The 23,598-nt window shown below is 40.2% G+C and carries 23 protein-coding genes and 1 pseudogene; 16 read left to right on the top strand and 8 right to left on the bottom strand.

The features are described from left to right. Positions 1–136: 136 nt before the first annotated feature. Together FTV43_RS09595 and FTV43_RS09590 are read left to right on the top strand one after the other, a co-directional pair. Positions 137–3,076, top strand: a complete 2,940-nt coding sequence (locus tag FTV43_RS09595; RefSeq protein ID WP_179995375.1) for an insulinase family protein — start codon at positions 137–139, stop codon at positions 3,074–3,076. 34 nt (positions 3,077–3,110) lie between these two features. Beyond that, the gene (locus FTV43_RS09590; protein ID WP_096900844.1) at positions 3,111–4,259 is read left to right on the top strand and encodes a phospholipase A; all 1,149 of its coding nucleotides are present in this window, start codon (positions 3,111–3,113) and stop codon (positions 4,257–4,259) included. A gap of 96 nt (positions 4,260–4,355) precedes the next feature. Here the strand turns inward: FTV43_RS09590 and FTV43_RS09585 are convergent, their stop codons facing one another. From FTV43_RS09585 to ilvA, 3 genes are all read right to left on the bottom strand, one after another. Next, the gene (locus tag FTV43_RS09585; protein ID WP_004973423.1) at positions 4,356–5,696 is read right to left on the bottom strand and encodes a TrkH family potassium uptake protein; all 1,341 of its coding nucleotides are present in this window, start codon (positions 5,694–5,696) and stop codon (positions 4,356–4,358) included. After that, positions 5,693–6,349 (bottom strand): TrkA family potassium uptake protein, encoded by a 657-nt coding sequence (locus tag FTV43_RS09580; RefSeq protein ID WP_004973425.1) that lies wholly within the window; start codon positions 6,347–6,349, stop codon positions 5,693–5,695. Before FTV43_RS09580 ends, FTV43_RS09585 begins: the two co-directional genes overlap by 4 nt. 129 nt (positions 6,350–6,478) lie before the next feature. Beyond that, complete coding sequence (gene ilvA / locus FTV43_RS09575) at positions 6,479–8,017, bottom strand: threonine ammonia-lyase, biosynthetic (protein ID WP_019837302.1); 1,539 nt, start codon at positions 8,015–8,017, stop codon at positions 6,479–6,481. 106 nt (positions 8,018–8,123) lie between these two features. Here ilvA and rpiA point away from each other — a divergent pair, with 106 nt between their 5' ends. The 7 genes from rpiA to FTV43_RS09540 all read left to right on the top strand — a co-directional run bounded on the left by rpiA (position 8,124) and on the right by FTV43_RS09540 (position 14,854). Further along, positions 8,124–8,795, top strand: coding sequence for a ribose-5-phosphate isomerase RpiA (gene rpiA, locus FTV43_RS09570; protein ID WP_179995374.1), 672 nt, complete (start codon positions 8,124–8,126; stop codon positions 8,793–8,795). Between the two features lie 91 nt (positions 8,796–8,886). Further along, entirely contained in the window at positions 8,887–9,567 is a 681-nt protein-coding gene (locus FTV43_RS09565) for a M48 family metallopeptidase (RefSeq protein ID WP_004973431.1), read from the top strand. Positions 9,568–9,754: 187 nt separating this feature from the next. After that, positions 9,755–10,810, top strand: coding sequence for an N-acetyl-gamma-glutamyl-phosphate reductase (gene argC, locus FTV43_RS09560; protein WP_171287379.1), 1,056 nt, complete (start codon positions 9,755–9,757; stop codon positions 10,808–10,810). A 79-nt stretch (positions 10,811–10,889) separates the two neighbouring features. Beyond that, complete coding sequence (locus FTV43_RS09555; protein WP_096901621.1) at positions 10,890–11,663, top strand: DUF6776 family protein; 774 nt, start codon at positions 10,890–10,892, stop codon at positions 11,661–11,663. A gap of 19 nt (positions 11,664–11,682) precedes the next feature. After that, positions 11,683–12,099 (top strand): ATP-dependent Clp protease adapter ClpS, encoded by a 417-nt coding sequence (gene clpS, locus FTV43_RS09550; RefSeq protein ID WP_004973438.1) that lies wholly within the window; start codon positions 11,683–11,685, stop codon positions 12,097–12,099. Positions 12,100–12,108: 9 nt separating this feature from the next. Continuing rightward, positions 12,109–14,385 carry an ATP-dependent Clp protease ATP-binding subunit ClpA gene (clpA, locus tag FTV43_RS09545; RefSeq protein WP_179989473.1) on the top strand — a complete coding sequence of 759 codons (2,277 nt, stop codon included), beginning with the start codon at positions 12,109–12,111 and terminating at the stop codon, positions 14,383–14,385. 115 nt (positions 14,386–14,500) lie between these two features. Next, positions 14,501–14,854 (top strand): YnfA family protein, encoded by a 354-nt coding sequence (locus tag FTV43_RS09540; protein ID WP_004973443.1) that lies wholly within the window; start codon positions 14,501–14,503, stop codon positions 14,852–14,854. 77 nt (positions 14,855–14,931) lie between these two features. Here FTV43_RS09540 and FTV43_RS09535 read toward each other — a convergent pair whose 3' ends face one another. The 3 genes from FTV43_RS09535 to FTV43_RS09525 form a co-directional block, all read right to left on the bottom strand. Beyond that, positions 14,932–15,429 (bottom strand): hypothetical protein, encoded by a 498-nt coding sequence (locus tag FTV43_RS09535; protein WP_257224106.1) that lies wholly within the window; start codon positions 15,427–15,429, stop codon positions 14,932–14,934. 128 nt (positions 15,430–15,557) lie between these two features. After that, on the bottom strand, positions 15,558–16,478 hold the full coding sequence (argF, locus tag FTV43_RS09530; RefSeq protein WP_179995373.1) for an ornithine carbamoyltransferase: 921 nt from the start codon (positions 16,476–16,478) through the stop codon (positions 15,558–15,560). Between the two features lie 111 nt (positions 16,479–16,589). Then, complete coding sequence (locus FTV43_RS09525; protein WP_179995372.1) at positions 16,590–17,240, bottom strand: TetR/AcrR family transcriptional regulator; 651 nt, start codon at positions 17,238–17,240, stop codon at positions 16,590–16,592. A 336-nt stretch (positions 17,241–17,576) separates the two neighbouring features. On the opposite strand from FTV43_RS09525, the gene prpB reads away from it, so the two are divergent. The 4 genes from prpB (at position 17,577) to FTV43_RS09505 (ending at position 20,403) form a co-directional block, all read left to right on the top strand. After that, the gene (gene prpB / locus FTV43_RS09520; protein ID WP_168417357.1) at positions 17,577–18,461 is read left to right on the top strand and encodes a methylisocitrate lyase; all 885 of its coding nucleotides are present in this window, start codon (positions 17,577–17,579) and stop codon (positions 18,459–18,461) included. Between the two features lie 4 nt (positions 18,462–18,465). After that, a complete protein-coding gene (prpC, locus tag FTV43_RS09515; protein ID WP_179995371.1) occupies positions 18,466–19,602 on the top strand; it encodes a 2-methylcitrate synthase in 1,137 nt (378 codons plus the stop codon). A 298-nt stretch (positions 19,603–19,900) separates the two neighbouring features. Further along, a complete protein-coding gene (locus tag FTV43_RS09510) occupies positions 19,901–20,122 on the top strand; it encodes a hypothetical protein (protein WP_004973462.1) in 222 nt (73 codons plus the stop codon). Between the two features lie 5 nt (positions 20,123–20,127). Further along, positions 20,128–20,403: a type II toxin-antitoxin system RelE/ParE family toxin gene (locus FTV43_RS09505; RefSeq protein WP_004973465.1), complete on the top strand. Its 276-nt coding sequence runs from the start codon at positions 20,128–20,130 to the stop codon at positions 20,401–20,403. 7 nt (positions 20,404–20,410) lie between these two features. Here the strand turns inward: FTV43_RS09505 and FTV43_RS09500 are convergent, their stop codons facing one another. Then, positions 20,411–20,905, bottom strand: a complete 495-nt coding sequence (locus FTV43_RS09500; protein ID WP_096901591.1) for a CinA family protein — start codon at positions 20,903–20,905, stop codon at positions 20,411–20,413. A 212-nt stretch (positions 20,906–21,117) separates the two neighbouring features. Between FTV43_RS09500 and FTV43_RS09495 the strand changes: the two genes are divergently transcribed. Both FTV43_RS09495 and FTV43_RS09490 read left to right on the top strand, forming a co-directional pair. After that, positions 21,118–21,348 carry a hypothetical protein gene (locus FTV43_RS09495; protein ID WP_026438431.1) on the top strand — a complete coding sequence of 77 codons (231 nt, stop codon included), beginning with the start codon at positions 21,118–21,120 and terminating at the stop codon, positions 21,346–21,348. A 532-nt stretch (positions 21,349–21,880) separates the two neighbouring features. After that, positions 21,881–22,042, top strand: coding sequence for a hypothetical protein (locus FTV43_RS09490; RefSeq protein WP_004973471.1), 162 nt, complete (start codon positions 21,881–21,883; stop codon positions 22,040–22,042). 489 nt (positions 22,043–22,531) lie between these two features. Here FTV43_RS09490 and FTV43_RS09485 read toward each other — a convergent pair whose 3' ends face one another. Beyond that, positions 22,532–22,669: a hypothetical protein gene (locus FTV43_RS09485; RefSeq protein WP_158660382.1), complete on the bottom strand. Its 138-nt coding sequence runs from the start codon at positions 22,667–22,669 to the stop codon at positions 22,532–22,534. A 131-nt stretch (positions 22,670–22,800) separates the two neighbouring features. Between FTV43_RS09485 and FTV43_RS09480 the strand changes: the two are divergent. Beyond that, a pseudogene (locus tag FTV43_RS09480) lies at positions 22,801–23,598 on the top strand (IS3 family transposase); the annotation flags it as partial.

Genomic DNA, 23,598 nt, shown 5'->3' with positions numbered 1-23,598 from the left:
ACAGCCAGTGCAGCGCAGCATTTTGTTGATACTTTGCAAATTTCAATCAATTTAGTCGGGTTTTCAACGTGAATTATCTAAAGAACTAAAGCTATAATGGCTTTAGTTTTTTATTTGCTTATTTTTAGGAGATCACATGACTGTAGATGTCACTGAAACCATTTCCCAGACTGTACATCCTGCGTTTCAGTTGGTACGTCAACACCATGTTGAAGCCTTAGACATTTTAGTGTCTGAATATAAACATAAAGTTACAGGTGCGGTGCATTATCACTTAGCGACAGAACATGATGAAAATGTATTTTTAGTCGCATTTCGCACTCAGCCGATGGACTCCAAAGGTGAGGCACATATTTTAGAACATACTGCGTTGTGTGGTTCTGAAAAATTCCCTGTCCGTGACCCGTTCTTTTTAATGATTCGTCGTTCATTGAATACTTTTATGAACGCATTTACCGCGGCAGATTGGACGGCTTATCCATTTGCAACACAAAACAAAAAAGATTTCCAAAACCTGCTTGCGGTATATATGGATGCGGCTTTTGCAGCCAATTTAAATCCTCTCGATTTTGCTCAGGAAGGTATTCGTATTGAGTTGGAAAATGGTGAGCCTGTTTATAAAGGCGTGGTATTTAATGAAATGAAAGGTGCGATGAGTTCGCCATCCGATCAGCTTTATCACCAATTGGCTTATCATTTATTCCCTGAAACAACTTACCACTACAATTCAGGTGGCGACCCGAAAGATATTCCAGATTTAACCTATCAAGAATTGGTAGATTTTTATAAGTCACATTATCACCCAAGTAATGCGGTATTTATGACTTTTGGCAATACGCCTGCATACGATTTACAAGAACAGTTTGAACAGTTGGCTTTGGCGAAATTTGAACAGGGCGAAACGTTGTATTCGAAGCCTGAGCGTCGTTTAGCTGCGCCAGTGGCAGTGACTGAAAGTTATGCAGTCGATGCAGAAGAACTCAAAGATAAAACTTATCATGTTTTGGCGTGGTTATTGCCTGAAGCGAGCGATATTAAATTACGCTTAGGTATGCGTTTGGTTGAAGGTGTTTTACTTGAAAATTCTGCATCACCACTGCGTCATTATTTGGAAACTTGGGCGCATGCACAATCTACAGGGCCATTGACGGGCGTGGATGATTCCAACTTTGAAATGACGTTCTTCTGTGGTGTGCAAGGTTCTAACCCTGAACATGCAGCAGAATTTCAGGCGGGCGTTTTAAAAGTTTTACAAGACGTGGCTGCACAGCCTGTGGATACGGCATTGGTCGATGCAATTTTGCATCAAATTGAATTGCATCAGCGTGAAATTAATGGCGATGGTATGCCATACGGGTTGAGCTTGATTTTAAATGGTTTAAGCAGTGCAATTCACCACAATGACCCAATTCAGGTGTGGGATGTAGATACTGCGATTGAGCAAGTCAAAGAAGAACTTAAAGACCCAATGTGGTTATCACGGCTAATTCAGACGCATTTAATTGATAACCCGCACCGTGTTCAAATGACTTTGGTTCCAGATGCAGAAAAATCGGCCAAAGATGCTGCACTTGAAAAAGCACGTCTGGCTGAGATAGGCGCACAACTCACAGATGAGCAAAAAGCAGAAATCGTCGCGCAAACGGAAGCTTTAAAAGTCCGTCAAGATACGCCAGATGATTTGAATTTATTGCCAAAAGTTGGTTTGGAAGATGTGCCTGCAGCTTTGCATATTGTGCAGGGTGAGTTGCGTGAAATTATCAGTAACCGCATTGATTATCCTTTAAATTTATATCATGCAGGAACCAATGGAATTTACTATCAGCAAGTATTGATTCAAATTCCTGATGAAATTGTTCAATCGCCATATTTTAATTTGCTGTCTATTTTGATGGGCGAAGTGGGTGCAGGTGAATATGGCTATTTAGAATTGCAACAGCTACAAACCGCAGTTAGCGGTGGTTTGGGCATGGGTGCATCTTTACGTTCTAAAGTCGATGACAAAAATCAGATCAGTGCATGGCTCACATTAACCACTAAGTCTTTGGTGAATAATCTTGAAGCCATCCGCTTGCTGAAACTGGCATTTGAGCAATTACGTTTTGATGAAAAAGACCGTATTATCGAGCTATTACAACAACGTAAAACCCGTTGGCAGTCACGTTTGTCGGGTTCGGGGCACAGTTATGCCATGCAAATTGCAGGGCGTCATCACAGTGCTTTGGCGCAGCGTGATTACAACAACACAGGTTTGGGCGCATTAAATTGGTTGGCTGACTTGGTTGCTAAAATTGAAAAAGATACAGCGGAGTACGAGAAACTGATTGCTGAATTGCAATTGATTCACCATAAATTACTGCAAGCACCTAAACAATTTTTGTTGGTATGTGAAGAACATCAATCTGACCGTTTGGTCGAAGAAGTTCAAGAAGTTTGGGATAAACTTACTGTTGCAGAAAATCCTGCTGCTTTAACTCAAGTTCCTGTAGATGATTCAGCGCAAGATCAAGCATGGTTGATTCAAGCCAATGTGCAATTCTGTGCAGCAGCGTATCCTGCGGTGGAAGTGTCGCATCCTGATGCTGCACCTTTGATGGTATTGGCTGCATATTTGCGCAATGGTTTCTTACACAGCGCAATCCGTGAAAAAGGCGGCGCTTACGGTGGCGGTGCAAGCTACGATGGCAATGCATGTTCATTCCGTTTCTATAGTTATCGTGACCCACGCTTGGCAGAAACTTTTGCAGACTTTGAAGCGAGTATTGATTGGTTATTTAATGCAGAGCAGTTGCCGCATCAACTTGAAGAAGCGATTTTAGGTTTGATTGCCAGCATGGATAAACCGGGTTCACCTGCAGGTGAAGCGATTACTGCATGTTATGCATTATTGCACGCGCGTACACCCTCATTCCGCACGGTATTGCGTGAGCGTTTATTGGCAGTGACTTTAGATGATTTAAAACGTGTTGCTGAGCAATATTTGCGTCAGCAGCAAGCATCTAAAGCCGTAGTCGCACCTGTGTCAAAACGTGAAGCATTGCTCGAACTTGGTTTTGAAATTAAACAAGTGAACTGATACGTGAAATAACAACGAAAACTTAGGGGGATTTATGAGCGCGTTCAAACTGTTTGAACGCACAGGACTGTCGCTGAGTGTTGCCGCACTCAGCACTGTGTTTGTGGCGAAAACCTATGCACAAGACCCAGCTAGCTTAGTTGCACCTGCAACACCTGAAGCCTGTGTGGCTTTAGAGTCAAATGCTGATCGTTTGGTGTGTTACGATGCTCTGTTTAAAATTCCTGAAGCAGAAAAAACAGCGCTGATTAGCGAACGTCAAGCCGCTCAGGCACTTGCTCCTGCACCTGAAACTGTGAAAGAAAAAATTGCAGTGGGTGTGAGTAATTTATTTTCATTTGATGTACCAAAGCTTGATCCGAATGTATCTTTACTGGATAAGCGCTGGGAGCTTTCACCCGATAGCAAATTAGGCACATGGAATTTACGTGCTTATCAACCTGTGTATTTGATGCCTACTTTTTGGACGTCCGATAAAAATGAACGTCCACAAAGCTTGAATGAGCAAAATACCGTTCCCGTGGGTAAGGAGCAAAACCTGACCTCAATGGAAACCAAATTTCAGCTGTCTTTAAAAACCAAAGCGGTAGAAAATCTGTTGGGTGATAACGGTGATGTGTGGCTAGGTTATACCCAGTCATCACGTTGGCAGGTTTATAATGGTGATGAGTCACGTCCATTTCGTGAAACCAATTATGAGCCTGAAGCCAGTTTGATGTTCCGCACCAACTATACACTTATGGGGCTGCATGGTCGTTTATTGGGTGTGACGTTGAACCATCAATCCAATGGTCGTTCTGATCCATTATCACGCAGTTGGAATCGGGTGATTTTTAATTTAGGTTTTGAAAAAGACAATTTTGCCTTGATGTTACGTCCGTGGTATCGCATTGAAGAAGACCGCAGCGATGACAATAACCCTGAAATTAAAAATTATATCGGGCGTGGCGATATGTTGGCATTTTATCGCTGGAAAGAGCATGACTTTTCTTTGATGCTTCGTCATAGCTTAAAAGGCGGTGATGACGCGCACGGTGCAGCACAGTTTGACTGGGTTTTCCCAATCAGTGGAAAATTACGCGGTCATTTCCAGTTGTTTGATGGTTATGGCGAAAGCCTGATTGATTATAACCACCGCGCCACCTATGTTGGTTTGGGTGTGTCTTTAATGAATTGGTTTTAAGTAGATTAAGATTGATTTCTCATTATTGCTCGCTGAATATAAAACGCCAATCTTGAAGATTGGCGTTTGTTTTTGAAGTCGGATCGTATCCAGCTTTTATCCAACTTGAATATCTGCGGTTGGATGTTTAAGTCGGCTTTTTTGTGGTGTGGCGATTAAATAAGCCAAAGTCAGCGGCCCTAAACGACCTGCAAACATCAACAACATTAAAATAATTAAGCTGGCAGGTTGTAATTCACCTGTAACACCACGGGATAAACCCACCGTGCACGCTGCAGATACAGCCTCAAACAACAGGTCTAAAAAATTCAGTTTCGGTTCAAGGGCAAGTAAGCTAAACAAACCGAGGCAAATTAACATACCTGTGATGCTGATCACCGCCAAAGCTTTAAAGGTGGTACGTTCAGGTACAGCATGATTAAACACACGCACCTCATCTGAACGTCTTAAAAAACTGATCACACTTAAAATGACAATAATAAATGTGCCAACTTTAATACCGCCTGCGGTACTGAGCGAACCACCACCAATAAACATCAGAAGCATGGTGAGCAAGGTCGAGCTATTTTGCATACTTGCGACATCTAGACTATTAAAGCCTGATGAGCGAGGAACGGTAGCGTGAAACCATGCATTGAGGGCTTGATCGCCAATACTCATGGCTGCAAGGGTATGTGGATTATTGGCTTCAATCGCCCAAATCAGCAGAAAGGCCACAAAGTTTAAACCAGCAATGGTCGATAAAATCAGCTTGCTATTGGGTGAGAGTTTTTTCCAGCGTTTGGCACGTTTAATATCCATGAGTACCACAAAACCAATACCGCCAATGATATACAGCATACTAATAGTTAAGGTAATCAGGTATTGATCTGCAAAACTCATTAAGCTATTGGGAAATAATGAAAATCCACCATTGTTAAAGGCTGAAACACTATAGAAAGCCGCATAGAAAAATGCATCGCTAAATGGATAATCCTGCATCCATGCCAAGGTTAAAATAACCGTGCCAATCCCTTCAAAAAACAATGAGTAGAGCAACACGCTTTTAATGGTCATCGACACTTTAGACAGGTTGGTTTGCCCAATGGTGTCTTGCGCCATGATTTGTTGTTTTAAACCAATTTTGGATGACAAACTTAAAACCGCTAAAATCGCAAAAGTCATAAAACCTAAGCCACCACATTGTAACAACAACATAATGACCATTTGCCCAAATACGGTATAAGCATCGCCAATATTCACTACAGACAATCCAGTGATCGTCACTGCAGATGTAGCAGTAAATAAGGCATTAATCCAACTCATCTCGCCATGATGGGAAATGGGCAGTTTCAGCAAGATTGTGCCAATGCTAATAAAGCTTAAAAAGCCCAGTGCCAAAAGACTGGGTGGGCTTAAATTGACAGTTTTGATTGGTTGTTTCGCTGTTTTTTTCATTCTGACTTAAATTGTTTAGATAAGCGTTTTAATGGTTCAAGTTGTCCTTCAACCACCAAAATATCATCTGTTTGTAGCATTAAATTGGATTCAAGCGTATAGAAAATCGTTTCGGCACGTTTAAACAGTAAAAGTTTAACTTCGGGTGCATGTGACATCAGACTATGAATGCGCGTGCCATGCAAGTTGTCTTTAATTTTTACTTTTACAATATAGTGGTTGTCGTTTAGGCTCATATAACGACTCACCATCGGATAACTCAGCGATTGCGCGATGCGAACGCCCATATCTTCTTCAGGGTGAATAATTTTACTTACGCCCAAGTGGGTCAAAATCATGGTGTGCGCTTTACTTTTGGCTTTAACGTAAATTTTAGAAATACCCAAATTCTTTAAATTTAAGACACACAAAATACTGGCTTCAATATCTTCACCAATGGCGACCACCACTGCATCACAATTTTGAATATTCAGTTCTTCCAAAACGTGTTCATCGGTTGCATCGGCAATCACCGCATGGGTAATTTGATCGGCAATGTTTTCTACAAACTTTTTATTGCTATCAATCCCAATGACATCATGGTTGAGTTTGACCAATTGTGTCGCCACAGTTGCACCAAAGCTACCTAAACCAATGACAGCAAATTGTGCCATAGCATCATCCTGAAAAATTATATTATTCTTCCAATATTCTAAAATATTTTAGGGCTCTATACTGTAGCAATATGACTAAAAAACCGCTGAAATCAGCGGTTTTTTGCACTTATTGAGATGTGTGATCGGTTATTTTAAGAAACGCTGATAACCCAAGTTATTAGTAATCTCTTGGTATGGATAAGTGATCTTTTCCAAAGTTTCAATTAAACCATCTGGGTTCTGTTTGGCATCCGAAGCTTCTAAACCGACCAATACACGACCTTCCGCTGCACCGTGGTTACGGTAATGGAACAGGGTGATGTTATGGGTTGGGCCTAAGCGCTCCAAGAAAGTCAGTAATGCACCCGGACGCTCTGGAAATTCCACACGGAATAGACGTTCATTTTCAATATCGGCATGACCACCGACCAAATAACGAATGTGTAGTTTTGCTACTTCATCATCCGACAAATCATCAACATCGTACTGGGTTTTGAGTAACTCATAAATGTCGTGGCGTTCTTTTTCACCAGATTTTAAGCTGATGCCGACAAAGACTTGTGCAGCAGTAGCATCGCTGGCGCGGTAGTTAAACTCGGTGATATTACGACCTTGCAGCGCACGGCAGAAGTTAAGGAACGCACCTTTTTCTTCTGGAATGGTCACGGCAAAAATTGCTTCTTTATGTTCACCGAGTTCAGTACGTTCCGCAATATAGCGTAAACGGTCAAAGTTCATGTTTGCGCCACAGACAATTGACACAATATTTTTATTTTGCAATTGGTGTTGCTCGACATATTTTTTGATGCCTGCCAAAGCCATTGCACCTGAAGGTTCTACAATGCTGCGGTTTTCATCAAAGGTGTCTTTAATTGCCGCACAGATTTCATCGGTATTCACCAAAACTACATCGCGCTCAACAATTGGGCCTGATTGATCTGATTTTTGTAGTTGTAAAACTTCAAACGGTTTCTCACCAATTTGTGCGACAGCAGTACCATCGGCAAATAAACCCACTTGCGGCAAAATAACCCGTTCATTGGCTTCAAAAGCCGCTTTTAAGCAAGCCGATTCATCATATTCTACAGGAATGACTTTGACATGCGGTGCGACATCGCCCAAGTAGGCTGCAACACCTGCAATTAAACCGCCACCACCAACAGCAACGAAAACATATTCGACATCGCGCCATTGACGCAAAATTTCGTTGGCAATCGTACCTTGACCTGCCATGACCAATTCATCGTCATACGGTGGAATAAAAGTCATGCCTTCATCTTGGGCACGTTGAATTGCATATTTGTTGGCAACATCAAATGAGTCACCATGTAATACCACTTCGCCACCCAAGCGTTTTACCGCTTGTACTTTAATATCTGGCGTGGTTTTAGGCATAACGATAATGGCGCGAATGCCCAGTTTTTGCCCAGACAATGCTACACCTTGCGCATGGTTGCCTGCAGAGGCAGTAATTACACCACGTTCAAGTTGGTCTTTGGGTAATTGGCTAATACGGTTATACGCACCACGCAATTTAAAAGAGAATACAGGTTGTAAGTCTTCACGTTTAAAGCGAATGTTATTGTTCAGTTTTTCACTAATTCGTGGCGCTGCGTCGAGTGGGGTTTCGATTGCAACATCGTAGACCGTTGCTTGTAAAATTTGTCGAACCAAACGAGACAGCATGTTAATCTTCCATCTAACAGTTTAAAATAGGGGGTTATTGTAACAAACCCCTGCACATTTGCGCTGTAAAATCGGCAACAAATGTCAAAAATAGTTGAGTGAAGTCATGAGTCTGTATGCTACCCAAGATGAAAAGAAGCAAGCGGCTGCCAAAGCAGCATTAAAACATTTGCCTAAAGGCGGGATTTTGGGGGTAGGTACAGGCAGTACAGTCAATTTCCTGATTGATTTATTGCCTGAATTACAATTAGAAGCAGCTGTGGCAAGTTCTGAAGCGACTGCGGAGCGCTTAAAGAAACTTGGTATTGAAGTGGTCGATATGAACTCTGTGGGCAGTTTAGATGCTTATGTTGATGGTGCAGATGAAATTGACCGTCACATGCACATGATTAAAGGCGGCGGCGCAGCGTTGACCCGTGAAAAAATTGTGGCTTCTATTGCACGTAAGTTCATCTGTATTGTCGATGATTCAAAATGGGTAGAGCAGTTAGGACGTGAGTTTGCATTGCCAATCGAGGTCATTCCAATGGCTCGTTCTGCGGTAGCACGTAAAATTGTGGCTTTAGGTGGCGATCCTGCTTACCGTGAAGGTGTGGTAACTGATAACGGTAACGTGATTTTAGATATTTATAATTTAAATATTTTAAATGCGTTGGAATTAGAAAAAACCTTGAATGATATTCCGGGTGTTGTGACCAATGGTATTTTTGCCATCAATAAAGCAGATATTGCAATTGTAGCGACCAATAACGGCATTGAAGAACGTACTGCGGTTTAATTCGTCTCCCAAGTCCCTTGTTTTTAATGGGGGGCTTTTCTTCCTCCTTTATTAAAGGAGGGGTCGGGGAGGATTTAATAAAAGAACAACAATGACATTATCCGACTTACCTGAAATTCAAATCACACCACATGCAAAAGCAACACGTTTACGTTTGCGTGTCGAGCCGCATCAAATTCGCTTAACTGTACCGAAATATTGTACTCAGCGACAAATTCAGGATTTTTTGCAGCAATCTGAACAGTGGATGATTGAAACTTGGCATAAACAGCAGGCGCAGCAAGGACTTGTTCGGCGTGAATTGCCAAATCAGTTATCACTTTTTAATTTGGCTAAGCCTTTAAATATTCATTATCAAACACAAAAACACAGTTTTATTTTAGATTTAAAACAGCATTGCCTATGGGTTAGTGACCGCCAACCTGCGGCATATTTAAAAGCCTTTGTTATTGCTTATGCCAAACAAATGTTGCCGATATATTTGCAAACAGTCAGTCATGAAATTGCTTTGCCATTTAAACAGTGCGCAATTCGTCAACCGAAAACCCGTTGGGGCAGTTGCAGTACGCAACAGCATATTATGCTCAATAGCGCCTTGGTGTTGTTTCCTGAACAAATTGTGCGATATGTTGCTGTGCATGAGTTGGCGCATACACGACATTTTGATCATAGTCCTGCATTTTGGGTTGAAGTACAACGGCATGATGCGCACTATTTGCAGCATCGCAAGCAGTTAAAAACAACGTCTTTGCCTTGGTGGTGGTATCAATAAAAAAGCCAACACCCACATGATAAGACTACAATGCAAAGGTGTTGCACGTATTGACTACAATCCAAATCATCTTTTATAAAATCAACAGAATAAAGAAAAGCCCCAAAACCCTAGTAAAACAGTTCAGAAAACCAAAACTTCCTGTCATACTATAGCGTTAGCTTAAACATGCTTTTGAATTGAGGTAATGCACGTGATTTCAGTTGGTATTGTCGGTGGTACAGGTTATACAGGCGTTGAATTATTGCGTCTTTTGCTACGACACCCAAATGTGAAAGTAAATGTACTGACTTCACGTACAGAAGCGGGTCGCCGTGTAGATGATATGTTCCCAAGCCTGCGTGGACACACAGACCTGTGCTACTCAGATTTAAACATCGAAGAATTAAAACAGTGTGATGTGGTGTTCTTTGCTACACCGCACGGCGTTGCAATGCAACATGCTGCGGAGCTTGTTGCAGCCAACACCAAAGTGGTCGATTTAGCAGCAGACTTCCGTTTGCAAGATTTAGCACAGTTTGAAAAATGGTATGGCATGCAACATGCTTGCCCAGACATTTTAAAAGATTCAGTTTATGGCTTGTCTGAACTCAACCGGGAACAAATTAAACAAGCACAGGTGATTGGTAACCCAGGGTGTTATCCAACCACAGTGCAACTTGGTTTAGCGCCATTATTTAAACAAGCTGAAGCTTTAGTGAAACCTGAAAGTATTATTATTGATGCAAAATCGGGTGTATCTGGTGCAGGGCGTAAAGCCAGTTTGGGCATGATTTACTCTGAAAATGCCGACAACTTTAAGGCTTATGGCGTTGCGGGGCATCGTCATCATCCAGAAATTGTAGAAGCATTGGAAAATATTTCGGGTCAAAAAGATGTGTTTAATCACATTGTGTTTGTACCGCATTTAGTACCTATGATTCGCGGTATGCTCAGCACCATTTATGTAGATTTAACTGATGCAGGTGATGCAGCAGATTTACAAAGCCTGTATGAGCAGTTTTATGCCAATGAACAGTTTGTAGATGTCATGCCAGCCAACAGTTCACCAGAAACACGCTCAGTACGTGGCGCTAACCAGTTGCGTATCGCATTGTATAAGCCACAACCGAAAAAATTAGTACTTTTGGTGGCACAAGATAACTTGGTGAAAGGTGCAGCAGGGCAAGCAGTACAAAATATGAACCTCATGTTTGGTTTTGCAGAACATGCAGGACTTGAGGTGATTGGTTTATTACCATAAGAACACGTTTTTCAACTTCACACACATTTAGATTTCGATTTAAATGTGTGCTTTGAATGAATCAAAACAAGAGACGACGATGCATAACACCGATACAGAAACCACGTCACAGTCGAATTCAAGCATGACACCCTCATCTACACCGCCAGAAAAAAAGCCATTTCTTGAAAGCAATGCGCCTTTGGCAATTGGTGCTGCCATTTTAATTTTAGGTAGTGGCTTTTTGGGCTATTCAGTCGGGCATCGTCAGGGCTTAACTGTGGTTGGTTACGATGCCGATGCAGAACAACTGGTTGAAGTGGTGCAAGAACAAAAAACGCGTTTGGAAAGTCTGAATAAGAGCTTAAATGCTGCGGTTCAAGAACGCGATGTTGCGGTCAGTAACTCCAATGATTTGTATCAAGCTTTCACTCAAGCAACTGAAGATAAGCAACGTACTGAAGGCATGAGTGCGATTTATCGTGAAGTTTTGCGTCAACGTGGTGGTTTAAGCCTGACCGTGCAAAATCTTGGGGTGAAACCATTACCAGACAATGCTTATGAATATCAGGTCGATTTGGTACAAGTGAGTCCAAACAAGCGACGTGCAAGTGGTACGGTAGAACTGCGTTTAATTCAAGGCACAGAAGTGCTGGTTGTTCCGATGGAAGACAGCAATTTTAATTTTGATAATTATGAGCGTTTAACAGGGCGCTGGAGCATGCCTAAAGGCTTTAATCCAGACTTTATTGAAGTCCGTTTAAATGGCGCAACTCCTGTGATTAAACGCTTCAGTTGGAGCAAAGGCAAAGCCGTGGAGGCAGATTCTGCCTTTATTTCTGAAATTCCACAAGCAGAAGCTAGCGCTCAATAATGTGTGATATGTAAAACTTATGCGAACCCAAAAAAGATCCATCTGTTTAAATGAAATTAAAACCACTTTTCATCAATCTGGCTATGTCGATTGGCATTTAACCCCGCGTTTAAGTGTGGATGATGCAGGACATGAAGATGATGGTGATATTGCGGTACAAACTGCGCCGCCACAATTAAAACGCCCACCTTTATATGTTGTCGTTTTAATGAACGATGATTACACCCCAATGGACTTTGTAATTGAAATTTTACAACAATACTTTGCAATGAATCTTGACCAAGCGACTCAAGTAATGCTAACTGTACACTATGAAGGAAAAGGTGTCGCAGGGGTCTATCCGCGGGATATTGCGGAAACGAAAGCGAACCAAGTCAATAATTACGCTCGATCACAAGGTCATCCATTACTTTGTCAGATTGAGCCTAAAGATTAAGGGGGTTACATGCTCAGTCGTCAATTAGAAGTATCACTACGTTTGGCTGTTAGCATGGCTCGTCAAAAGAGACACGAGTTTCTAACGGTTGAACATTTATTATTGGCTTTATTAGACAATGATTCGGCAGTCAACGCACTCAAGGCGTGTGGTGCAGATGTTATTGTGCTGCGTAAAGAACTCGAAGAATATGTAGAACAACATACCCCTAAACTTGCTGAAAATAACGATCAGGCGCCGCACCCGACCGAAAGTTTTGACCGCATTTTGCAGCGTGGTATTTTCCATGTGCAATCTAGCGGTGGTGACCGTACGGTTGAAGGCGCAGATATTTTAGTGGCAATGTACTCTGAACGTGATTCATTTGCCGTGTATCTACTCAAGCGTCATCAAATTAACCGTTTGACCTTAACGCAATACCTATCACACGGGACCCGTAAAGATGAAACACAAGCTGAAGAAGAAATTGAAGAGTTAGATGGTGAAAGTTCAAGCTCTGCCAATGCAGGCCCGCTTGAGCTTTACACGCTGAATTTAAATACCGAAGCTCAAAAGGGTAAAACCGATCCGTTAATTGGGCGTGAAAAAGAAATTGAGCGTGCTGCACAAATTCTATGCCGTCGTCGTAAGAACAACCCATTGTTGGTGGGTGATCCAGGCGTGGGTAAAACCTCTATTGCCGAAGGTCTGGCGTGGCTGATTGTGAATGGTAAAGCGCCAAAACCACTCGAAAATGCCGAAGTATATAGTTTGGATATCGGTGCGTTGGTAGCGGGTACAAAATACCGTGGTGACTTTGAAAAGCGTTTAAAACAACTGTTAAATGCTTTGAAAAAGAAACCTGATGCCATTTTATTTATTGATGAAATCCACATGATTATTGGTGCAGGCTCAAGCATGGGCAGCACTATGGATGCATCAAATTTAATTAAACCTGCATTGGCAAATGGTACGTTGCGTTGCATTGGCTCGACCACTTTCCAAGAATATCGTCAGGTATTTGAAAAAGACCATGCACTTTCACGCCGTTTCCAAAAAATTGATGTGAATGAGCCTTCAATTTCAGAAACGATTGATATTTTACGTGGTTTAAAATCGAAATTTGAAGAATTTCACCATGTTAAATATGATGATAAAGCATTGGTGTCTGCGGTAGAGTTATCGGCCAAATTTATCAATGACCGTTTCTTGCCAGACAAAGCCATTGATGTGATTGATGAAGCAGGTGCGCAGCGCCGTTTAAGAGCTGAGCAAGATGATACTTTAATCACAGTAGAAAACATTGAAGATATCGTCTCTAAAATTGCACGTATTCCACCTAAAACCGTATCGAAAGATGACAAGACTGTACTTGAACATCTTGAGCGTGATTTAAAACGTGTGGTCTTTGGTCAAGATGAAGCTATTGAAGCGTTAGCATCAGCAATTAAACTGTCACGTGCTGGTTTAAAAACACCAGACAAACCAGTGGGTAGTTTTGTATTTGCTGGCCCGACAGGCGTTGGTAAAACCGAAGTTACCAAGCAGTTGGCAAAACTGTTGGGTGTGGAATTGGTTCGCTTTGATATGTCTGAGTACATGGAGCGCCATGCCGTTTCACGTTTAATTGGTGCACCTCCAGGCTATGTCGGTTTTGATCAGGGTGGCTTACTCACCGATGCGATTCATAAAAATCCGCATTGTGTGTTGTTGTTGGATGAAATTGAAAAAGCGCATCCTGATGTATTTAACCTATTGCTGCAAATTATGGATCATGGTTCATTGACCGATAATAATGGTCGTAAATCAGACTTCCGTAATGTGATTTTGGTTCTTACCACTAATATTGGTGCGGAAAGTATTTCCCGCGTGAGCATTGGTTTCATGGATCAAGACAACAGTAATGACAACCAAGAAGCGATGAAAAAAGCCTTCTCACCTGAGTTCCGTAACCGTTTGGATGGGGTCATTCAATTTAAAGCTTTACCTACTACAGTAATTGAAAATGTAGTGGATAAATTCTTGACTGAATTACAAGCGCAGTTGGATGATAAAAAAGTCATTCTTGAGGTTGATCAAGATGCGCGTGAATGGATGGCTGAGCATGGATATGATCGCTTAATGGGCGCACGTCCAATGCAACGTCTGATTCAGGAACACTTGAAAAAGCCATTGGCAGAAATGATTCTGTTTGGTGAACTTGCAGAACAGGGCGGTAATGTGGCTGTTTCTGTGAAGAAAGAGAACGGTAAGGCAGTCGGTTTGAAACTTGAAGTCTTTGAAGATCAAACGGCCGAACCAGCCTAATCAATCCTTATTTGAATTTTGAAAATAACCCATGTTGAACATGGGTTATTTTTTATGAATTCGCAGATGCGTGAACTTGAATCGTTACTGCTAAAAGAGAGACCACACAGGATTTATGGATTTTCAGATCACTAAAATTGCCAGCACAACGTTCTTGTTTTTTGTTACGGCAGTTATGGAAATATTAGGCTGTTATTTTCCTTATTTGATTTTAAATCAGGGGAAATCACAGTGGTTATGGCTGCCAACAATTTTAGCCTTAGCGGCTTTTGTGTGGTTATTGACTCTACATCCTGCGGCATCGGGGCGAATTTATGCGGCTTATGGTGGTATTTATATTTGTACAGCCTTGATTTGGTTAAAGTATGTAGATCAAGTCAATTTAACACGTTGGGATATGTTCGGTGGAATGATAGTAGTTTTAGGCGCATTGATCATTATTTTACAACCGCAAGGTTTAATACGTTAACTCTCAACTGTTTATTGAGTATTCAACCTATTAAACCTGTAATGAGGATGTGATGCTTAACTTAAGAGCACTTTAATTTAATCTGCTTTAAATTTACATTCACTATTCGACAATTGCACATTAAATTGTGTTTTCTCCGCACTGAGTTGTAAATTCAACACATACGGATTTACACGCTGAAATTGATGCTCAAACATTGAATCACAGTTGTGAATCAAATTTTGCTTAATCATATTTTTAACATTGTTGTAGCCCGTGCTTTCTACAAACTGAGTAAAATCGGGTGAAATAATCATGCCGCGAATGTTAATTTGCTTGTCTGTAGTTGTACTTTGTTCAATCACGGTATTTTGATCGACTTGATACGGCATAGTGCGGGAATCTTCATCGCTGATTACATCTAAAATTTCATTTAAAGCTGCTACATTTTTAATTTTGTAGTCAGCCGTTAAAATATCGTGCTGAACCAAATATTGGTCTAATTCGCTAGGTTTAGCATAGGCTGTGCTATGAGCAAGCATTGCAGCTGCGCAAAGTGTTATTGTCGCAAGTGTTTTATACATCATATTATTCATCTAGGCTCTTTTTGAAATTTTAGAAAATAACCGTCGTTTTAGATTATAACGAGCCAAATAAAAAACAGCACCATTTGGTGCTGTTTGTAACAAAACTCATCAAAGCGTACTCAATGCTTTGAAGTCGTTTAGTCTTTTTTGAGGCTTTCGTTCAATAAAAACTCAACCAATGCTTTTTGAGCATGCAAGCGGTTTTCGGCTTCATCCCAAACCACAGCGTTTTTATGATCGAGCATATTTTCAGAAATTTCTTCACCACGGTGCGCAGGTAAACAATGCATAAACAAGCAATCTGGATGTGCCAAGTCCATCAAGCGCTCATTGACTTGATAGTCTGCAAAGGCTTTTTCACGGATTTTTTGTTCTTCTTCCTGCCCCATACTCGCCCAAACATCGGTCACAATCAGGTCAGCATTGACTGCGGCATCTTCAGCAGAATCTACTAATTCTACGCAGTGTGCAAATTCAGACAGGAAACGTTGTTCAGGTTCATAGCCTTTAGGCGTTGCAATTTTTAAATTAAAGCCCCACATGTGCGCAGCTTCAATATAAGAGTTACACATGTTGTTGCCATCACCAATCCAAGCCACGGTTTTACCTTCAATTGAACCGCGATGCTCTAAGTAAGTTTGCATGTCTGCAAGTAACTGGCAAGGGTGGTGATCGTCAGTTAAAGCATTGATTACTGGAACTTTTGAATAAGATGCAAAACGCTCTACAATGTCATGTCCGAAAGTACGAATCATCACAATATCAAGCATGCTTGAAATGACACGTGCAGAATCTTCAATCGGTTCACCACGGCCTAACTGTGTGTCACGTGATGATAGGAAGATTGCGCTACCACCAAACTGACTCATACCTGCTTCAAACGATACACGAGTTCGGGTACTAGATTTTTCAAAAATCATTCCCAAGACTTTGCCCACAAAGGGTTGGAAAACTTCATTGTTATGCTGTTTACGCTTAAGCTCAATGGCGCGTTGCAAAATTTGATTCAGTTCTAAAGTCGATAAATCGCGTAATGTTAGAAAGTGACGTAGAGCCATTCGTTACTCCACAATAATTGCTGAATGAGAAAAACAACAATTAGTTGTTGGTTGGTTAAGTGAAAAAGGGAATCGGCTAATATACTATAGGATGAAGAAATTGCAAAAAAACTAGACTTTTTGATGGGCGTCTAGAAAGCGATCTACACAATAACTTACATAATTGATTGTTTCTTGTTCAGTTTCTTGTTTTGGAATGCCCATAATAATGCGCCATTCTAAATTTCTTAAAATTCCAAAATACAATTGTGCCGAATAAACAGGGTGTTCGCAGCGAATGAGCCCTTGTTGGCTGGCATGCTCTAGCACTTTGGCAATGCACAATTGCACGTGCAGAGGGCCACGCTCATGAATATGCAAGGCAATGTCGGGGTTGCGCTGACTTTGCTCTAAAACTAAACGCATAAAAGCTGCATTTTCAGGCGCTAGAATATGATGATAAAAATTCAGCAAGGTTTGAAGCAAATAACCACGTAAATTAGAATCTATTTGTTCAAAAGGGATGTGAATATCCTGAAAAAACTTGTCACGGCGATAATCACAAATCGCTTTAAACAAGCCTTCTTTATTGCCAAAGTATTTATAAATAGAAGCTTTAGAACCGCCAGCATGTTGCACAATATCATCTAAAGATACGGCATCGTAGCCACGTTCTAAAAACAGATCAGTTGCACTGACGAGCAGCGCCACACATCGCTCATGTCCACGCTTTGTAGGAGGGACATCTTTACCGAAAGGGGTTAAATGAGCGATATCTTGCATATTGGATAATATTTCAGCAAATGATCAAAGGGAGAGATTGTTATTATAGCAAATTTATGCACAGCGTGCTGTGTTGAAGTGTACGGGCAGCGTGCTTGAATTTAGAAAAAATAGAAATACACTCAAAATAAGCTAAATTTTGCTTATTTAGTATGCAAAAAAGCTATGTTTATTAAATTTAAATAATAAGCAATATCACGAAAATTTATTGTGCAATAAAATTTCGAATTATTTGACTAAAGTTTTAGAGCATAGATTCTAAAAAGTCATGGCGCAGCGTTGCATTCCCGATATACTCAAACCTCGAAAAATATAGTAAGAAAAGCGGAAAGGAAGATGATAGAACAAACATCTGCGGGCTTAAGATTCAGACAAGCTTTAGAAGTGGAAAAGCCATTACAAATTATCGGCACGGTAAATGCTTATGCTGCAATGATGGCAAAGCAGGTTGGCTATAAAGCCATTTATTTATCTGGCGCAGGTGTCGCCAATTACTCTTACGGTTTACCTGACTTGGGCATGACCAGTTTAGACAACGTCTTGGAAGATGTGCGTCGTATTACTGAGCGTGTAGATACTCCATTATTGGTGGATATTGATACAGGTTGGGGTGGTGCATTTAATATTGCCCGCAGTATTAAGCAAATGATTGCTGCAGGTGCTGCTGCAGTACACATTGAAGATCAGGTTGCACAAAAGCGTTGCGGACATCGTCCAAACAAAGAAATTGTAACTCAGCAAGAAATGGTCGATCGAATTAAAGCTGCGGTTGATGCAAAAACTGATTCAAACTTTGTAGTCATGGCACGTACAGATGCCTTGCAAAAAGAAGGTTTGCAAGCGGTGATTGACCGTGCTTGTGCATGTGTGGAAGCGGGTGCAGATGCAATTTTTGCTGAAGCGATGACAGACATTACCATGTATAAAACAGTATGTGATGCAGTTGGTGTACCAGTACTTGCAAACATTACTGAATTTGGTGATACCCCATACTACACCACAGAAGAATTGGCGGAGCAGGGTATTCGTATGGTGTTGTATCCACTTTCACCAACACGTGCCATGCAAAAAGCTGCCTTAGAAGTGATGCAATCTATTCGTAAAGATGGCACTCAAGTTAATGTCTTAGACAAAATGCAGCAACGTAAAGAATTATACGAATTCCTTGATTATCACACTTTTGAAAATACATTAGACAAGCTGTTCAAACAGGAGAATTAAAAAAATGGCTGAAGGAAAAGTACTCACAGGCGCAGGATTGCGTGGACAAGTGGCAGGTAAAACCTCACTCTCAACTGTTGGTAAAAGTGGCGCAGGCTTAACTTACCGTGGTTATGATGTGCAAGACTTGGCAGAAAACTGTCAGTTTGAAGAAGTTGCATACTTGATTTTCTTTGGTGAATTGCCGACTTCAGAGCAATTGGCTGCCTATAAAGCAAAATTGAAATCTTTACGTGCATTGCCTCAAGCACTCAAAGAAGTGCTTGAGCGTATTCCTGCAGATTCACACCCAATGGATGTGATGCGTACAGGTGTTTCAATGCTAGGTAACTTAGAAACCGAACAGTCATTTGAACAGCAACAAGATGTAGCAGACCGCATCTTGGCGACTTTGCCAGCTATTATTTGCTACTGGTATCGTTATAGCCACGATGGCGTGCGTATTGAAGAAAATACGGATGATGATTCAATTGGCGCACAATTCCTGCATTTATTACGTGGTGAAAAACCAAATGAATTGCATGAACAAGTCATGAATGTGTCATTAATTTTGTATGCAGAGCATGAGTTCAACGCATCAACATTTACAGCACGTGTTTGCGCATCAACTTTGTCTGACATGCATTCATGTATTACAGGCGCGATTGGTTCATTACGTGGCCCATTACACGGTGGCGCGAATGAAGCAGCGATGGAAATGATTGAAAATTGGACATCGCCAGAAGAAGCTGAACGTGAAATGCTAGGCAAGTTGGAACGTAAAGAAAAGATCATGGGCTTTGGTCATGCGATTTATAAAGACAATGATCCACGTAACGGCATCATCAAAATCTGGTCTGAGCGTTTAGCGCAAGATGTAGGTGATACAGTACTTTATCCTGTATCGGTGCGTTGTGAAGAAGTGATGTGGCGTGAGAAGAAATTATTCTGTAATGCTGACTTCTTCCATGCGTCTGCGTATCACTTTATGGGTATTGCGACCAAACTATTTACACCAATCTTTGTGATGAGCCGTGTAACAGGTTGGGCAGCACACGTGATGGAACAGCGTGCAGATAACCGTATTATCCGCCCAAGTGCAGATTATGCAGGCCCAGAATTGCGTAAAGTTGTACCAATTGCAGAGCGTTCGGCTGCTTAATTGGTTGTCTAAAAAGCTGTACCGTGCATGAACATCATGTGATGCAGCAGTTTAGGCTGAAGATAAGGTTTCATTGTTAAGCAATGGAACCTTATTTTTTTTGAGGTTTGGATGAGGGTAGTCAAAAATACAATGAGTAATTATTGAAGCGTTAGAGAATTAAAAAAGATCGGGCGTACGATAGCGCATTTTTAAATATTTGATCATAAAAGAAGGTTGTTGTATTTTGTTTCTTAGGGTTGTAAATGGTTGCATGATTGGCTAAAATTTATTCCATAATTAATATGAGGAAAAAGCAATGTCACATGTAGCAGTTAAAATAGACAGCGATATTGTTGAATCAGCAAAGATTTACGGGATGGCTGAAAGTAGAAGTGCAACTAAACAAATTGAGTACTGGGCTAAAATTGGAAAAATCGCACAAGACAATCCCGATTTAACTTTTCAAGATATAGCAGATTTGTTGCTTAGTATGGCGCATGTCAAAGCAGGGAATACAACACCATATAGCTTTGGTTGAGTTCAATGAATATACAACAAACTCCCTTATTTGAACGGACAGTGAAAAAACTAACCAAGCAGCAGAAAAAAGATGTTGATAATGCCGTAATAACCGTTTGGAATAATCCTGATATCGGAGAAGCTAAAGTGGGGGATTTAGCAGGAGTATTTGTTTATAAATTTAAAATGGACAAACAGCTTGTGCTACTGGCTTACTCTGTGAGTGATGACGAAATCATGACACTCTATCTTTTAAAATTGGGCAGTCATGAGAATTTTTATAGAGACTTAAAAAGATAGGTTTACTTCAGGGTGCAGTACAAGTGTTTGTATCTTGCATTAGATCAATCAGGTCTTGAGCGACTAACAGAGTGAGCTGTTCTAGTCGTTGTAATGGATTGCCATCTAAAAAATATTTGTACTGAAAAGTTTGCTGCTGATAATGAATGGCGATAAAAAATGTCCCTACAGGTTTTTCTGGTGTGGCACTGCCGCCTGGTTTCAGTAACCCTGTGCATGCCACAATAAAATCTGCATGTTGAAATAGTTTTTTGCCTTGAACTGCCATGGCTTGTGTGACTTCTGCGGATTCAGCGGTATAGGTGGCAATTAAGTCACTATTCACATGCAAAATCTCACGTTTAATGCTTGGGTCGTAACTGACTAATCCACCAAGTAAAATATTGGCACCGCTATTTTTATAAATAGAAAACTGACTACATAAGTAACCTGAGCTGGCACTTTCAATAAAAGCCACAGTCTGTTGGCGTTGTTCAAGTATGGCACAGCATTGTTTGAGCATGATAAATCTGCAAGTGAATAGAATAAGTTGCTCAAGTGTACTGAATTTTGTCGACTTGTGCGAAAAAACATCAAAAAGTGAAATGTTAAAATAAGAATGTTCACGATTTAACTGCCTATAAATACAGCAAAATTTACAATTATAGGTTTAATCGTGGCATGAACGGTGATACAAATAAAAGTAAAGCAAAAAGTAATAAAAAGGATGCTGTGATGAAAACAACGGTGAAATATATCGTTTTAAAAAGTTTGGACTATCAACTTGGTACATCATTATTTGAGGATGAAATTGATGCTGATGCACAATATTTTGACCAAATTCCAAGCATTATTGAATATCAAAACTTGCGCTTTAAAGTGGTGAGTAAAGAACAAAAGCGTTTACAGTTGATTGAGGAAAATGAAGAACATCAAACCATCATTGTCAGAGTTTTGGTGATTTAAAGTCATTTCAATCTAGATTAGTCAGAGCTTCAATATAACAGCAGAATGATTGAGCATCAGTGGAGCGTATCGAAGTTGGTGTTTTTTTAGTCACTGGATGCAAAAAATTGTATTTCACATCACAAGAAAAAATTGAAGAATTGATTAAAAATGCTAACTACGTCACGTATTTGTGTTGGTATTTTTGTAGATTAGCATTTTTCAAACGGGCTGTAATGGCTTAAATAAGCTTATGTTTTTTAGATCAATTTTTATTTTAACAGACTGATAATTGAGATAGAGAGAAAATTAATTAAAATATCTTAAAAATATAATCATGACAGATAGAACAAAATATAATTGAATTTTAACGTATTTTTTGAATGCGTGTTACATTTTGGTTTTTATTATATTGTTAAATAATAAAGTGTTTTTCTTAGATAAAATTAAAAAAAACAGTGTATTTTCTTTATTGGAATTGAGCATTTTTGTTATTGCTGTGTATAGTCCTTGCATCTCACAATAGTGAGGAAGTTTAAAGGGGCTAAATATAATGAATCATAATGCAATTATCATGATGACGCTGATCATTTTAGCTGTGGGATTTTCTCTAGGCATTTATGTGTATTTTGAACAAAAGAGAAAGCAAAATGAAGAAATTCAACTGATCATTACAGAAGCAAGACAGGGCCTAGTAGAGTTAGATCGGAAATAATAATCTAGGTGTAAATCGTATACTTCGATGCGGATCCAATGGGATATGTTAAAGGTGAAAAATAGACTTAAAAAAGTAATTTTATGCCACTGTTTGTCGGTCAGATGACGATAAAATAAATGAACGAAACATAGCTGTAGTTTCTTAGTTTTCCCACATTCCCATGTGGGATTTTTTTTGTCTAAAATTTAGACTAGCGCAGTATTTATTAAGATAAGTCATTATTTTTATGTACAAAAGTGACCTTTATTATAAAGATCAAAATAAGGTGCATATTCCTGCATAAACCTACCACCTATTCCTATTCGTTCCCTACCACTCATTCCTATTCCAAGTCGGCCACTTAGGGTTTATTCAGTAATAGAATTACAAGAAGAATGAACCTCATAAAAAGTATTCAAATGCCAATATTGCACAACAGCGCTACTTATATCATTTAGCGATGAACTGATTTACGATTACGTTCGATGATCGATTAAAAAATCGAACTTACACAAAATAATTTACAGGCTCTAAAATACGTTTAGTACTTTTAGCAGTATCAATAACAATACCACCACCTTTCTTCGCAACCGTTACCATCCCTGTACTAATCGCTGCTGAAAGACCATTGAGTGCTGTTGTCATCTCCTAATTTTGGTGGGTATTTAGCCTTATCGACTACAGCCCCTTAATTAATTACAGAGATGGATCCGGAAATTTGAACAACTCCTATAAGTGATACTCTGCTCCTCAAATGATGTTATAAACATCAATATATGGAGTATTTTATGGCACGTAGACCAAGAAGAAATCATTCAAACGACTTTAAGGCTAAGGTAGCACTTACTGCGATCAAAGCAGAAAAAACACTTGCTGAATTGAGTTCTGAGTTTGATGTTCATCAAAACCAAATTATTGACTGGAAAAATCAATTGATCTCAGCTTCCTCACAAGCTTTCGATCAATCAAAAGCTCCATCAGAACCTCCCATTGATCTTAAAAAGTTACATGCAAAAATCGGTGAGCAGGCATTAGAAATTGATTTTTTAGAAGGTGTGTTGAAGAAACTTGGCCGCTTCAACCACAAAAGTTAATCGATTACTCACTTCAGATTTCAGTATCTAAACAAGCTAAGTTACTGAAAGTCTCTCGTGGTTGTTATTATTATCGCCCAAAACCTGTTAGCTCATCAGATCTGAAGCTGATGCGATGTATTGATGAATTACATATGCAATATCCTTTTGCAGGCAGTCGTATGATGCGTGATTTGTTGAATCGTCAAGGGCATCATATAGGACGACGTCATACACGTACTTTAATGAAGAAAATGGGTATTCAGGCGTTATATTGCAAACCAAATTTAAGCCAGGCTAATCAAGCTCACCGAAAATATCCATATCTGCTCAAAGGATTGGCTATTCAGCGCAGTAATCAAGTGTGGTCTACTGATATAACGTATATCCCTATGGCAAAAGGCTTTGTTTATTTATGTGCTGTGATTGATTGGCATAGCCGCAAGGTACTTGCGCATAGGGTATCGATTAGTATGGAGGTGGATTTTTGTATTTCGGCTT

Source organism: Acinetobacter sp. YH16053 (assembly GCF_013417035.1).
Classification (GTDB): domain Bacteria; phylum Pseudomonadota; class Gammaproteobacteria; order Pseudomonadales; family Moraxellaceae; genus Acinetobacter; species Acinetobacter towneri.
The sequence above is the reverse complement of the archived record's forward strand: the minus strand, read 5'-3'. Positions and strand labels throughout refer to the sequence as shown.